The following is a 14,510-nucleotide window of genomic DNA, read 5'->3' as shown; positions in this document are numbered from 1 at the left end:
GTACACATTGACAATAATAGATGGAGAAGAATATAATATTGCTGGTGTTTTTTAAGAGAGGTTAATATGAAACTTAATCTTAAGACACTGAAACTTCATCCTCGGGAAAGCGTCTCTTTTCACCTGGAAGAACCAGGCGACAACTCGCTGATAAAAGATATAGGGGCTTGTTTTGCAGATATTATCGGGGTAGATATAGTAATTCGCGACAACGATACCGTATATGAAGCCCTGGGCAGACTTTATACCAGCTTAAAACTATCTTGTTCGCGGTGCCTGGAAGATTTCATTTATAATATTGAAGCGGAAATGGCTTTCGATATTGTAGAAGAGGAGCAGAATCAAGAGAGCAGGGTTATAGATGATATGCTGGTTCTGGTTAAGGATGAAGTCGATATCCAGCCTCTGGTCTACGAGATTATCTTCACGGAAATTCCGTTCATTCCGTTATGTCAAGAGGGATGCCGCGGATTATGTCCTGTCTGTGGCCAGAATCGCAATCAGGACCAATGCAGCTGCCAGGAGAAAATCATTGACCCGCGCTGGGAAAAACTGAAGAATTATACCTAGGAAGGAGGCTGGGCTGTGGGAGTTCCTAAGAGGAGACAATCACATGCGCGCAAGAACAAACGCCGGTCAGAATGGAGAAAAATTGATAAACCCGGCTTGGTTGAATGCCCCCAGTGCCATGAACTGAAGATGCCTCACCGGGCTTGTTTGGTTTGTGGTTTTTATAAGGGCAAAAGCGTAATGTAAAAAGTGAAATTACTATCAGGCATCAAAAAGTAAGATATAGTCTTGGTATGAGACTGGTAGCTTACTTTTTGTTTTTCAGGAGGTTGTTTTATGATAATCGCTGTTGATGCTATGGGTGGAGACCATGCTCCCGGTGAGGTAATAAGAGGTTCTGTACAATGGCTGCAGGAAAAAGAGGAGAATCAGATTCTGCTGGTAGGAAAACCTGAAATAATTCAAAGCGAATTGAATAACTTAAGCTATGACCAGTCAAGACTCACGATTGTACCTGCCTCTGAAGTTATAGGCATGGATGAATCGCCTGCGGTGGCCTTGCGCAGGAAAAAAGACGCTTCAATAGTAGTGGCCAGCAGCCTGCATAAAGAAGGCAGCTGATGCGGTTCTTTCCTGCGGCAGCACCGGAGCGCAAATGGCCGCCGCTATTTTTATCCTGGGGAGGATGTCCGGGATAGAACGGCCGCCTATAGTGGCTTCATTACCGGGAAGCGGCGATCATGATACCTTAATAATAGATGTAGGGGCGAATGTGGACTGTAAACCGGCACAGTTGCTCCAGTTTGCTGTTTTGGGCAGTGTATATGCGCAGACGGTTCTTCGAATATCAGAACCGCGCGTAGCCCTTCTTAATAATGGTGAAGAAGAAGGCAAAGGCAACAACCTGGCACAACAGGTTTATGCCCTCCTGAAAAACCAGGAGGGAATTAACTTTTCCGGTAATATTGAAGGACGCGAGCTTTTTGCCGGAAAGGCTGATGTAGTAGTTTGCGATGGTTTTGTGGGTAATATCGTTCTTAAATCTATCGAAGGGCTGGGTTTATTCTTTATTCGTTTGCTCGGCAGGGAAACAGCTGCTAAAACACCTGGGCTGGAGAGATTTGACTACACTAAAACCGGCGGAGCTCCCCTGCTGGGAGTGAAAGGCGTCAGCATAGTATGTCATGGCAGTTCACGCCGGGAAGCAGTCGCCAGCGGCTTACGCATTGCGGAAAATTGCGTGAAAAACCGTATAGTAGAACGCCAGGAAGCCCAGCTTGCAAAAATTCTGGCGGAATAAAGGAATAATTCAGCGGAGAACCAAATAAGAACTACTGGCCACAGATGAACACAGATTAAACGCTGATGTTCACATCTGTGTAAATCTGTGGGTATTAATTACTTGGAGGTGAAGGTGATGCAGGAGTTTTTTGAACTGGCGAGAAAGATTATGGCTGAACAGATGGAGCTTGAGCCTGAGACGATTACGATGGAAACTACGTTTGAAGACATCGAAGCCGATTCCATTGACATTGTGGAAATGATTATGGCACTTGAAGACATTTATGATGTGGAGTTTCCTGAGGAAGACCTGGAAAACTATCCTAGTTTCGGTTCTCTGGTAACCGCGCTGTACAGCTATCTGCAAGAGGTAGGAAAATGAACCGTGAAAAGGAAGCCAGCCGGCGTTTTTTTACAGGATAATGGTTTGAATTTTGTTGACGAAGGCTTAATGTCAATGGCCCTGACCCATCCATCGTATTCTCAGGAAAGAAGCAGTTCGGCAAATAATCAAAGATTGGAATTCTTGGGTGACGGGGTCTTAAACCTGGTGGTGGCGGAGTATCTTTACAAACATTATCAAAATAAGGCCGAAGGTGAGCTTACTAAAATCAGAGCACGGGCGGTATGCGAAAATTCACTGCTCAATGTAGCCTACACTATTGAATTGGGGCATTACCTTCTTCTGGGGCGTGGGGAGGAAATGTCCGGCGGCCGCAAAAGAAAATCCATACTGGCAGACGCGGTTGAGGCTGTTATCGGGGCTATTTATCTCGACCAGGGTTTTGAAACCGCACGTGAATTTATTCTAAAGTACCTGGAACCGACTATTGTGGAAGCCGCTCAGGGTGATTATTATGACTACAAATCCAGGCTGCAGGAATTGGTACAGGGCAAGACCCGGGAAAATGTTACTTATGCCATATTAGAAGAGAGTGGTCCGGCTCATTCGCGGAATTTTACGGCCGGGGTTTTTTATCAGGAGCGTTTGCTGGCCGCGGGTGAGGGCAAAAGCAAGAAGGAAGCTGAACAAAACGCAGCCGAAAAGGTACTGCAGGATAAGAACATATTGGCCAGTCTGGGTTGGGATCAGGATAAACCTCGATGAAACATTATAATATACCGATTTTCATTACCCATTTAGGCTGCCCTTACCAGTGTATTTACTGTGATCAGAGAACTATTACCAACCAGGAACAGGCCTATAAACCATCAGAAATTCCCGCACTGGTTGAGAAGCACCTGGCAACTATTTCCGGGGATGATAAAGAAATTGAAATTGCCTTTTTCGGCGGCAGCTTTACTACCCTGGACAGGGAACTGCAGGAAAGATATCTTGATATGGTGCAGCCGTTTTTACAAAATGGTAAGGTGCATGGTATCAGAATTTCAACCCGTCCCGATTATATCGATAAGGCTGTGCTTGACTTTCTCAAAACCAAAGGGGTTAAGACCGTGGAACTGGGAGTTCAGTCTCTCAGCGATGAGGTTTTAAAAGCATCCGGTCGAGGTTACAAGTCAACTGATGTTTCTAAAGCTTGTCATCTTATAAAGCAATCAGGCCTAAGACTAGGTTTACAGCTTATGATAGGTTTGCCAGGAGATGATCATGATAAGGCTTTAAGCACGTGTCAACGAGCCATTAGACTGCGACCTGACATGGTTCGTATTTATCCTACTTTGGTTCTGGCGGGAACCACCCTGGCAGAATTCTATTACAGCGGGCGTTACCAGGCTTTAAGCCTGGAACAAGCCGTCAACTGGTGTAAAGACATGCTGGTACAGTTTGAAAAGGCAGGCATTAATGTTATCCGCATGGGATTATATCCGGGAGAAGACCTGCAAAGTGATGGGGTGGTGATAGCAGGTCCGTTTCATCCCGCTTTCGGTGAATTGGTGGAACAGGAGTTGTTTAAAGAGCAGGCACAACTTCTATTAAACAAATACATTAATACAGGACAAGAAACCGATCGTTTAAGCATATTGGTACACCCTCGTGACCTTTCACGTATGATTGGACAAAAGCGCAGAAACCTGCACTATCTCCAAAGGTATTTTCATCTGGCTGATCTTAGTATCAGACCATCACCCAATGTAGCCAAAGGGAATATAGGAATTTCTCTTCATGATTGTGAAAATCCGCTCCTGGTATTAAACCGCACTGAATATCTTGAATTATGTCAGATATGATGCAGAATATCCCAATCCAGCCGGATACAATATAAAAATTACATAATCTGCGAACCGCAAGCAGGAAAATAACAGAAAATGGAAGAATACTTTTTGCAGATAATTAAAAGCGGTATAGTGATTTGAAGGAATCAGGAAAAACCGCCGGGAGGGTCATAGTGTATCTGAAACGCCTTGATATAAAAGGCTTTAAATCCTTTGCGGATAAAACTGAAATTGAGCTGGGACCGGGGATTAATGTAATCGTGGGTCCGAATGGCTGCGGAAAAAGCAATGTAGTCGACGCCATTCGCTGGGTTTTAGGCGAAGCCAACATCCGGAATCTAAGAGGCCAGAAGAGCGAAGATGTCATATTTGCCGGTACAGACAAGGAAAGAAGCCAGGGTTTGGCTCTGGTGGAAATGACTTTGGATAACAGCGATAATGTCTTGCCGGTTAACTATAATGAAGTAACCGTGGCCAGGAAGATATTCCGCAGCGGCGAAAGCGAGTTTGCTATAAACCGTACTCGTGTAAGGATGAAGGATATAAACGAACTGTTTAGTGGTACGGGTTTAGGCAAAAAAGGCTACTCGATCATTAATCAGGGTGAACTGGAATTGGTTTTAAACGGACAGGCGATAGACCGCAGATTAATGCTGGAGGAGGCCGCTAATATCTTCAGATACCGGCAGCAGCGCGATGAAGTCAATCGTCGCCTGCAAAACAGTCAGCAGGATTTACTGCGCCTGGCTGATTTAATGGCGGAATTGGAACAGCGTTGTGATGAATTAAAGATTAAGGCTGATAAAGCCCGGCAGTGGCTGGATTTATCCCGGGAACACCAGCAAAAAGAACAGGCTGTATTCTGCTTTGAACGCTCCCGGCTGCAACGTGAAATGGATCGCAAACAAGAAGATTTTACCGGGCGTCAAAAGGAATTATCCAGCCTAAAGAACGATATTGATTTATTGCGTGATCAACTCCTTCAGGACGAAACTAACCTGCGCGAGAGCGAGTTAAAGCTGCAGGAACAAAAGGATGAACAATCTGTTCTGGAAAGGGAAATTTCCAACCTGCGGGGCGAATTGGGAGTAACAGCAGAAAGACTGCAAAACCGTAAGGAGAGAATCACTGCGGCAGAAGATGACGCTAACAAATACAGCAAAATTCTGGAAAATCTTGTTCGGGATTTAGCGGCGCAGGAACATGAGTGGGATGATGAAATCCAGGCTTATCAGGTTAAGAGCCAGGAGTATAGTAATATTCAGGCGGAAACCGCAGAACTTAAGGATTTAATTACCCGCTGCCTCCAGGAGTTCGAAACCCAGAAGGGAATCGTTTTTGGACTGGTCCAGGAAGAAAGCCGGGTGCGAAATACATTGTCTGCGGTAAAAGGGCATATTGAAAAGCTGCAGGAAAAAAAAGCACGATTATCATATCGTATGGAGGATGGCAAAAACAAACTGGAACAATTGAAAAACAGGCTGGATGAACTAGAAACTAAACATCAAGAGGCTGCAAGCTGCATGGATGAACTGTTAAATCAGAAAGGGGACCTGGAAAAACAGCGTCAAATAAAGCTTCAGGAAAGCGCTGCATATGAAACCCGGTTAAGACAGATTGAAGAGGAAGCCGTGCAAACCAGGCAGCATTTGCTGGCTCTGGCTGAATTGCAAAAAAACTACAGCGGTTATTCACCGGGAGTAAAAGCAGTTCTATCCGCTGCTGGCAAAAAAGAACTGCCTGGGATTATGGGCGTGGCAGGAGAGGTAATAGATGTTCCGCCGGGTCTGGAATTTGCGTTGGAAGTGGCCGTAGGCCGGGGCCTGGAAAATATTATTGTGGAAAAGGTAGACTATGCTCAACAGGCCATAGAATACTTAAAAAATCATGGACTGGGGAGGGTTACATTTTTGCCTTTGGATATTCTAAAGGCGTCAGCACCGCCGGAGAAGGCAGTGAAAGAAATATGCGGCCGCCTTGGAGTATTAGGTTTGGCGTCCCGGCTGGTCAATTGTGAAAAACGCTTTCAACCGGCAATAGACTTTCTGTTAGGCCGGGTAGTAGTCGTCGAAGGGCTGCAGGCTGGAATTGATTTATTCCGCGGATTGTCATACCCGATAAAAATAGTCTCTTTAGAAGGAGACCTTATAAATCCCGGGGGAGCGGTGAGCGGAGGGTCCAAGCCGAAAAACGACGGTACCAGGCCCTTGCAACGCAGGGGTGAACAGAAAAGGCTGCTGGTCTTGCAGGAAGAAAACCAGCAGAAACAGCAAGAATATCGTAAGAATTGCGAAATTATAAGAAAAGAAATTAAAGACATTGATCTGCAAGGGGAAGAGCTGGCCCGCAGGATTATGGAAAATGAATACCGTCAGGAGTTGCTGGCAAAAGAAAAAGACCACCTGCTGCGTGAGATTAAAAATAACCGCGATGGAGTGCAAGAATATCTGCAGCAGTTAGCAGGACTGGAGCAGGAGATAATTGATTCCAAACAAGAGTGTAATGCCCTTTTGGGCAGGGAAGAAGAGTTAGCAAGCAACAGTGAAGAGGCTGGGCGCAACTTGGAAGCACTGCGGGAAAATAAGGAAAAATGCGAACGTGAATTAGCACTTAGTCAGGAACGTTTGCTTTCTATGCAGGAGCAGCTAACTATGAAAAAACGCGAATTGGATAATCACGCCAAGAATATTGAACAGTTCAAACAGGTGCAACGCTCTTATGAGGAATCTTACCAGGAAGCGGTGAACTTAGGGCAGCGCCTGCGGGAAGAAATGCAGGCTGAGTCCGCCAGGCTTAACAAACTGCAGACTGCTATGGTTGAAAAAGAGAAATTATTAGAAAACCATAAAGCAGCGATAATGTCTTTGCGTAATTTGTTGTTGGAATATCGTAAGACAGTACGTGAAAAAAAGGAAAACCTGGAGCCTTTGGAGACCAAAAGTGAAGAATTGTTCAGCTTGATCAGAAGCCTGGAAATGGCGATAACCAGGCTGGATATGGAACTGGACGCCTTAGATCAGAGATGGAAAGAAAAGTTTCGAACACCGTGGCCAACAGACATAACGCTGCCTTCCCATCCGCAAATTCGCGAAATAAAAATACGGGTGGAACAATTGCATGAGCTTTTAGAACAGATGGGACCAGTAGATTTGGAAGCCATCAGCGAATATGAAACCCAATATGATCGTTTTGTATTCGTAAATAAGCAATATCAGGATTTAACTGCAGCCCGTGATTCATTAAGTTCTTTGCTGACTGAAACCGAAAAACTCATGTTAAAAAACTTTGCGCAGTTCTTAACTTTGGCCAATGAGAGTTTCAACCGTACTTTTCAAGAGATCTTTGGCGGCGGTGAGGCCGCTTTGCGGGTAGAAGAGGGTAAGGAACGTTTGGAGGCCGGGATAGAGATACAAGTCAAACTACCTGGCAAGAAAAACCAGGACCTTAATCTCCTTTCAGGAGGAGAAAGGGCACTAACTTGTATTGCCTTCATTTTTTCTTTATTCAGACTGAATCCTGCCCCTTTTTGTCTGTTTGACGAAGTGGATGCAGCCCTTGATGATGCTAATTTGGCCCGGTTTAACCATTTTATCAAAGAAATGTCCGGCAGCATGCAATTTATAATAATTAGCCATCGCCAGGCCACTATTGAAATTGGAGAAAGGGTCTATGGGGTGACTATGCCGGAGAAAGGAATATCGAAGGTTTTTTCACTGGAAATGGGGCAGATTGATAGTATTGCCGGGTAGATTAGGTCACAGATTATAAAAGAATTTTATTGAATTGATTATGTTACGAATAAATTATGACAGGATGGGAATTGATTTATGGGTTTTTTGATATGTTTAAGAAAAAGAAAAAGGAAGAGATCTTAAAATCGAACCTGGCGGAACAGGATTATCCCTCTGATATAGTTGATGAAGAAAATGCGCCGGACCAGGATGAAAACACTAATTTGAAAATGGTTGCAAAAGAACCACAAGATGACGGCGCAAAACCAGCAGCATCAGATTCTATTGAAGGAGAAGGCTCTAAAAACAAGAATGGAATTTTCAGCCGCATTATGCAGAAGAGGACCACTGAAAAAGAATTGCTGCAGGAAGATGAAAAAGATAACGAATTATTAGAAGACGATTTTGAACTTGAGGCTAAGGAGAAGAAGGGCATATTCAGCCGCTTTAAAAAGGGTCTCAGCAAAACCAGGAAAAATATAAGCGAAAAACTCAGCACTCTGGTTAAAAGCAATAAGAAGTTAGACGAAGATTTCTGGGAGGAACTGGAGGAAATACTGATTGAAGCCGATGTAGGCGTTAATACTTCGGTGGAACTGGTAGAAAAGGTTCGTGACACAGCCCGCAAGAGGAAGATAAATGATTCATCAGAGGTGAGCGATCTTATTCAGGAACAGGTTCGTGAATTGCTCCAGGCCGGAGAGATTGAACTGAACATACCTGATGAGCGTCCTATAGTAATTCTGGTTGTGGGTGTAAATGGAGCAGGAAAGACTACGTCTATCGCGAAGATGGCCTATAGATTCAAACAGGACAAACTGAAGGTCATCCTGGCCGCTGCCGATACCTTCCGGGCTGCAGCCATAGACCAGCTGCAGGTCTGGGCTGACCGGGTGGGAGTAGATCTGATCAAACACCAGGAGGGAGCAGATCCGGGAGCGGTGGTTTTTGACGCCATTCAAGCGGCGCGGGCGAGAAAAGCGGATATTCTGATTATTGATACCGCCGGAAGATTGCAAAACAAGAGCAATTTAATGAAAGAAATCAGTAAAATTCGCAAAGTGATTGAAAGGGAAATCCCCGGCGCGCCTCATGAAGTGCTGTTGGTTCTGGATGCTTGTACAGGACAAAACGCCATTAGCCAGGCCAGAATATTTGAAGAAGCCACGGGTGTAACCGGTATAATTTTAACCAAACTTGACGGTACCGCCAAAGGTGGTATAGTCCTGGCCATTGCCCGGGAATTAAAATTGCCGGTCAAGCTGGTGGGTATCGGAGAAAAGATGGATGATTTACGGGACTTTGAACCGGAAGTTTTTGCCGCCGCCTTGTTTGAAGATATGGAAGATGAAGAATAGAATAGGTTTAAGCACATAGGGAGGTGTTATATAAATGATTAAGACAGCAATAATTGGGGGAACAGGCGTTTATGATCCATATTTATTGGAAAATGCCCGGGAAGTCGTACAGGATACCCCCTATGGGAGTGTAAAGGTCATTTGCGGGGGATATAAAGGGATAGAAATTGCTTTTATTCCGCGGCACGGGGAAAAACACAGTGTGCCCCCGCATCTCATAAATTACCGCGCCAACATCATGGCTTTAAAAAAACTGGGAGTTGCGAATATTATCGGTACGGCTGCGGTAGGCTCGCTGCATTTTGACTTTAAGCCGGGACAGTTTGTCCTGGCGGATCAGTTCCTGGATTTTACGCGCAATCGTCTCTCAACATTTTACGAGGGCGGAGAATATGGTGTGGTTCATTGTGACATGACCGTACCTTATTGCCCTGAACTGCGTCAGGCCCTGGTAAAGGGCGGAGAAGAAAGCGGTATTAAGATTGATAATGGCGGGGTTTATGTATGTTCAGACGGACCCCGTTTTGAGACAGCTGCTGAGATAGCTATGTACAAGCTGCTGGGAGGCCACCTGGTGGGAATGACCAGTGTTCCTGAAGTGTGCCTGGCCAGGGAATTGGGAATCTGTTACGCTAATATTTCGATAGTTACTAATTTTGCGGCTGGTATTTCACCGGGAGTATTAACCCACAGCGAGGTCTTGGAGATGATGAGCAGCAGCCTGGGCAATCTCAGGAGGATTCTGACTGCTGCCTTAAAACACATTCCAGACCATCCGGGCTGCGATTGTCAGCGCATCCTCGATGAGCCCGGAGTTATGAAATGATAAGGACTCTGTATTATGAAGAACCGGTTTTATTTCTTCTCGATCAAAACCGGCTGCCGCAGGAGATTAAATATGTTGAGTGCCATACTGCTGATGAAGTAGCAGCGGCTATAAAAAATATGGCAGTAAGAGGAGCTCCGCTTATTGGGGTAAGCGCTGCTTTCGGACTGTTCTTAGCCGTCAAGAGTTACACCGGCTCTGCTTCCGGCTTGCGTGACTATTATCAGGAGAAACGCAAGCTCTTGGCCTCTACTCGTCCCACAGCTGTGAACCTCTTTTGGGCTTTAAAAAGGATGGATAAAGTTTTTGCATCGCAGGGACAGTCTGATAAAGAAAAACTTGAAGCGGTTCTCCTGAAAGAAGCCTATATAATGCTGCAGGAGGATATAGAAGTAAACCGGGCAATAGGAGAAAATGGCCGGGGTTTGCTGAATGATAACTGCAGGATCATGACCATCTGTAATGCCGGAGCCCTGGCTACCTGTGGTTACGGGACCGCTTTGGGAGTGGTGCGTTCGGCGGCCCGATACGGTAAACTTCAGCTGGTTTGGGCCTGTGAGACCAGACCGGTTTTACAGGGAGCCAGGCTGACCATATGGGAACTAATGCACGATCAAATTCCAGTAAGGCTGATAACTGATAATATGGCGGGTTTTGTCATGCAAAAAGGTCTGGTGGATGCGGTGATTGTCGGCGCTGACCGGATAGCAGGTAACGGGGATACCGCTAATAAAATAGGCACCTATAGTCTGGCGGTTTTGGCATCGTATCACGGACTGCCCTTCTATGTGGCAGCACCGTATTCCAGCATAGACGTTGGCATAGGCAGCGGCAAGGAAATTCCCATTGAGGAGCGGGATCCTAATGAGGTAAGGCAGTTTCGCGGTACTTACTCAACCGTGGCGGAAGTTGATGTCTATAATCCTGCTTTTGATATAACCCCGCACCAATTGATTGCTGGTATTATTACCGAAAAAGGAGTAATAAAACCGCCTTTCGCAGGAAGGTTATAAAGTTAAGAGGTTACGGTTCAACCCGGACTTAGATGCCGCACTAACCGGCTAAGCAAAAGCGGATTGGCTAATTATAGTTGTCTGTGTCTAATTAAAACCTGGAGGGATGAAGTGTGGCTTACGAGGAGCAGAGGCTGCAGGTGCTTAATGCTGCCCGGGAAATATTCAGTTCCAATCTGGTTACCGGCACCTGGGGTAATGTCAGCATGCGGGCGCCTGGAGAACAAAGGCTGATTATTACTCCCAGCGGCATGAACTATGCAGCTATGGAAGCATTGGACCTGGTAGTCGTGGACTTTAATTTAAAGGTGATAGAAGGCCAATATAAACCTTCGGTTGAAAGTCCTCTGCACATGAAGATTTACCGCAAGCGTCCCGAAGTTAATGCTATCGTTCATGTCCATGCCCCATTTGCCAGTGCTTTTGCGGTAGCCAGGAAAAATATTCCTGTCCTTATCGAAGAAACCGCACAGGTAGTCGGACATGAAGTCCCGGTGGCTGCATATGCTCACTGCGGAACTGATCAATTGGCTGACAACGCTCTAAAAACCCTAGGAAATGATAAAAAGGCGGTGTTGCTGGCTAATCATGGGCTGGTTGCTCTGGGCGATAATATGATGATGCCTTGAAAGTATGTTATATAACTGAAAGAAGCGCCATGATTGCCATATATGCCAGAATTCTCGGGCCGCCTCATTCGTTAAACGCAGATGATGTTCGTCATCTTAACCGCAGTTTTAAGGATTACGGACAGGAGAAGGCCAAGGGTTAACATTATTGCCGATAATGTGGTGTTATATATAGAGGAGGAATCGAAGATGACCATCTTACTGGATAATATCAGCATTATTCCTATGACTGGAGAGCAAGACTTTATTGAAAAGGGATATCTAATAATTGAAGGGCAGTTTATAAAGGATATCGGAAAAGGAACAGCACCCTCCGGTAATTATAATAAAGTAATAGACGGAACAAACCGTGTAGTTTTCCCGGGGTTTGTAAATGCCCATACCCATGCGGCCATGACCTTGCTGCGCGGCTATGCTGACGATATGCCTTTAATGGAATGGCTGGAGACTAAAATCTGGCCCATGGAAGACAAACTTACGGGTGAGGATGTCTATTGGGGTACGATGCTGGCTGTTACGGAGATGATCAAATCAGGCACAACCTGTTTTATGGATATGTATTTCTTTATGGATGAAACCGCTCAAGCTGTCGCTAAATCAGGAATCCGCGCCGTTTTATCCCGGGGTATGGTTGGAATAGGGCCGTCGGCAGAGCTGGCTATTACCGAGAGCCGGGAACTTGTAGGCAAATGGCATCGCGTGAACGTAACCGCATTCAGGTAAAATTAGGTCCTCATGCACCTTATACCTGCCCGCCCGACTATTTAAAAAGGGTTACCGATATGGCGTCAGAAATTGGTCTGGGCCTTAACATACATATAGCTGAGACTGCGGTTGAGAGAGAAAACATTATCGATCAATACGGGCTAACTCCGGTAAAACACCTGGAATCATGCGGAATATTTCAGCGCCCGGTAGTAGCGGCTCATTGCGTGCATGTAGATGAAGAAGACATTGCCATTTTACGAAAATACCAGGTGGGCGTGGTGCACAACCCGGAAAGCAATATGAAACTGGCCAGCGGTATCGCGCCAGTACCGGAAATGCTCTCTGCTGGGATACCGGTAGCCCTTGGTACTGATGGCGCCTCCAGCAATAATAATCTGGATATGCTGCAGGAAATGCGCACCTGTGCCTTCCTGCATAAGGTAAACAAAATGAACCCCACCGTTATTCCGGCCTACCAGGCTTTGCAGATGGCTACCCGCAATGGGGGAATAGCCCTGGGCCTGGAACAGGAAATCGGGGAGCTGCGGCCTGGTATGAAAGCGGACCTGGTTCTTATGAATCTGAATGCGGCCCATATGATTCCACGTTACGATATTGTTGCTAATATAGTATATGCGGCCCAGGCCAGCGATATGGAAACGGTAATAATTGACGGCACTATAGTAATGGAAGACCGCCGGATATTAACCTTCGACGAAACAGAAGTCCTGGAGCAGGCTAAAAAGGCGGCTGCCCGGCTGGCAAATTCGTAAGTATTAGCAAGAGACGCACATTTACACAGATAATATAAATTATAGGGCCAACGAAATATGGCTTTTCGTTGGCCTTTTTTATTTTCAGTTCATATGCGGTTTAAAGTTGAATTACGCTGGGGAGGTCAGGCAGAATACAGTGACTATACGACGAACAAGCCTGAACAAATCGTAAATACATATAATTTAATGGGCATTCAAATTGGCTTGGGGGCCAATCAAATCTGCTTTATCCGCGTTTATTAATTTTCATCGTGATTGGTATATCCTTTTTCCTGAGCCAGCATATCCAGGTAGATGGTTTCAATATTAGTAATATAGAGATCTACAGAACGCCCTTCATTTTCACGTTTATCATAGGTCTTTAAATAGCCTTTGCATTTCTCACATACATATATCTGGTATGCCGGGTCATCAGCCAGTTTAATAACATTAATATCACCGGGACGGTCATGCCCGCAATAAACACATGAGAGATAACGCACTTTCCATTCGCTGAAACAGCGGTCACAGAACATAATACGCTGACCTTCATCGGAGCTGAGGTGACATATATGTGATTTGGCTCCGCAAACCGGACAGATTGAAGGGATATCCCAGTAGAATTCAAAGTCTCGCAGGTTTTCCTGATAAGACCTGGCGAAAATCCTAAAAAATGGTCTAATGGCATGATCGATAGTAAAAATAAACAGATCGGTATTGGTAGTGAAATCAGCCGCCAGGGATTCCAGGTATTCATAATCGGCCTTACAGAAAGCATCGATGACCTGTTTAAAATCAATATCGTCTATACGTTTAATAAAAACAGACAGATCGCTGCTTATGGCAGGACGAGCATCCTGCAAAAATATCAGTAAACGATGGTAAACATCCTTTAACTGTTCTGCTTCGATTCCATTATTAACTTCCTGCAGCAGGGGTTTTTTACTATTCTTCAGGTGTTTTATAATATCATATTTAGGTGTCTCATAAATTTTCGCCAGTTTAATTGCTTCTTCATTTTGCCAGCTTTCCAGGTCCTGATAGAATTCCAGATATCCTTCGGGAAGCTGTACTGATGGTTTATGTTCAGACAACCTGCTCACTCCTTAATATTTATTTAATGAACCACAGATCAACACTGGTTAATAATCAATTAATTAATATAATATATATTTAAACATACCAATGTCTATCTGTGGTTAATTAAATAAAAGGGGGGAATATTTCCCCCCCTTTATTATGGTACGAAATCAAACAGACTTATTCAGCATCCGCTTTTTGGCCATAGGTTTCTTCATACCATATGGCGTGGTGGTGCTTAGCCCAGTCTTCTCTGACGGTGCCTTTCCACATTCCCCAGAAGGATTCGCCCGAACCGGGGTGGAAGGAACCCAGGTAGCCGTGCATGCAGACCATGCAGGTGGCAAAGATCATAGCCAGGTCGTGAATAGGATAGGCTGCCCGTACCAGCCCCGCCGAGAAAAAGGACGGGAACCACATGATATAGCCGGAGATTACCAGCAG

General features: G+C 45.2%; 14 protein-coding genes and 2 pseudogenes. 14 read left to right on the top strand and 2 right to left on the bottom strand.

Going from position 1 to position 14,510, the window contains the following annotated elements; genetic code table 11:
- Positions 1-66: 66 nt before the first annotated feature.
- The 14 genes and pseudogenes from JCM14374_RS12345 (at position 67) to JCM14374_RS15875 (ending at position 13,004) form a co-directional block, all read left to right on the top strand.
- A complete protein-coding gene (locus tag JCM14374_RS12345; protein ID WP_054697949.1) occupies positions 67-570 on the top strand; it encodes a YceD family protein in 504 nt (167 codons plus the stop codon).
- A 15-nt stretch (positions 571-585) separates the two neighbouring features.
- Positions 586-756, top strand: coding sequence for a 50S ribosomal protein L32 (gene rpmF, locus JCM14374_RS12340; RefSeq protein WP_054697946.1), 171 nt, complete (start codon positions 586-588; stop codon positions 754-756).
- A 90-nt stretch (positions 757-846) separates the two neighbouring features.
- Positions 847-1,810, top strand: a pseudogene (gene plsX / locus JCM14374_RS12335) (phosphate acyltransferase PlsX).
- A 117-nt stretch (positions 1,811-1,927) separates the two neighbouring features.
- Entirely contained in the window at positions 1,928-2,173 is a 246-nt protein-coding gene (locus tag JCM14374_RS12330; RefSeq protein WP_054697942.1) for an acyl carrier protein, read from the top strand.
- 3 nt (positions 2,174-2,176) lie between these two features.
- A complete protein-coding gene (rnc, locus tag JCM14374_RS12325; protein ID WP_054697939.1) occupies positions 2,177-2,899 on the top strand; it encodes a ribonuclease III in 723 nt (240 codons plus the stop codon).
- Positions 2,896-3,981: an elongator complex protein 3 gene (locus JCM14374_RS12320; protein ID WP_054697935.1), complete on the top strand. Its 1,086-nt coding sequence runs from the start codon at positions 2,896-2,898 to the stop codon at positions 3,979-3,981. Before rnc ends, JCM14374_RS12320 begins: the two co-directional genes overlap by 4 nt.
- 158 nt (positions 3,982-4,139) lie before the next feature.
- The gene (smc, locus tag JCM14374_RS12315) at positions 4,140-7,715 is read left to right on the top strand and encodes a chromosome segregation protein SMC (RefSeq protein WP_054697932.1); all 3,576 of its coding nucleotides are present in this window, start codon (positions 4,140-4,142) and stop codon (positions 7,713-7,715) included.
- A gap of 92 nt (positions 7,716-7,807) precedes the next feature.
- Positions 7,808-9,055, top strand: coding sequence for a signal recognition particle-docking protein FtsY (ftsY, locus tag JCM14374_RS12310; protein WP_083454090.1), 1,248 nt, complete (start codon positions 7,808-7,810; stop codon positions 9,053-9,055).
- Between the two features lie 34 nt (positions 9,056-9,089).
- A complete protein-coding gene (gene mtnP / locus JCM14374_RS12305; RefSeq protein ID WP_054697929.1) occupies positions 9,090-9,881 on the top strand; it encodes an S-methyl-5'-thioadenosine phosphorylase in 792 nt (263 codons plus the stop codon).
- Positions 9,881-10,894: an S-methyl-5-thioribose-1-phosphate isomerase gene (gene mtnA, locus JCM14374_RS12300; RefSeq protein ID WP_439646079.1), complete on the top strand. Its 1,014-nt coding sequence runs from the start codon at positions 9,881-9,883 to the stop codon at positions 10,892-10,894. The genes mtnP and mtnA overlap by 1 nt, the downstream gene beginning before the upstream one ends.
- A gap of 113 nt (positions 10,895-11,007) precedes the next feature.
- A complete protein-coding gene (locus JCM14374_RS12295) occupies positions 11,008-11,523 on the top strand; it encodes a class II aldolase/adducin family protein (RefSeq protein WP_054697923.1) in 516 nt (171 codons plus the stop codon).
- A complete protein-coding gene (locus tag JCM14374_RS14960; protein ID WP_242848997.1) occupies positions 11,520-11,666 on the top strand; it encodes a hypothetical protein in 147 nt (48 codons plus the stop codon). Before JCM14374_RS12295 ends, JCM14374_RS14960 begins: the two co-directional genes overlap by 4 nt.
- Positions 11,667-11,712: 46 nt before the next feature.
- Positions 11,713-12,246 (top strand): amidohydrolase family protein, encoded by a 534-nt coding sequence (locus JCM14374_RS15880; protein ID WP_369397386.1) that lies wholly within the window; start codon positions 11,713-11,715, stop codon positions 12,244-12,246.
- A complete protein-coding gene (locus JCM14374_RS15875; protein ID WP_369397385.1) occupies positions 12,213-13,004 on the top strand; it encodes an amidohydrolase family protein in 792 nt (263 codons plus the stop codon). The genes JCM14374_RS15880 and JCM14374_RS15875 overlap by 34 nt, the downstream gene beginning before the upstream one ends.
- Positions 13,005-13,246: 242 nt before the next feature.
- On the opposite strand, the gene JCM14374_RS12280 is transcribed toward JCM14374_RS15875, so the two are convergent.
- Positions 13,247-14,080 (bottom strand): formate dehydrogenase accessory protein FdhE, encoded by an 834-nt coding sequence (locus tag JCM14374_RS12280; protein WP_054697917.1) that lies wholly within the window; start codon positions 14,078-14,080, stop codon positions 13,247-13,249.
- A gap of 166 nt (positions 14,081-14,246) precedes the next feature.
- A pseudogene (locus tag JCM14374_RS13830) lies at positions 14,247-14,510 on the bottom strand (formate dehydrogenase subunit gamma); the annotation flags it as partial.

The organism is Syntrophomonas palmitatica JCM 14374, assembly GCF_001311885.1.
In the GTDB taxonomy this organism is placed as follows: Bacteria; Bacillota; Syntrophomonadia; order Syntrophomonadales; family Syntrophomonadaceae; genus Syntrophomonas_A; species Syntrophomonas_A palmitatica.
Note: the sequence above shows the minus strand (reverse complement) of the source record. Positions and strands in the feature narration are given on the sequence as shown.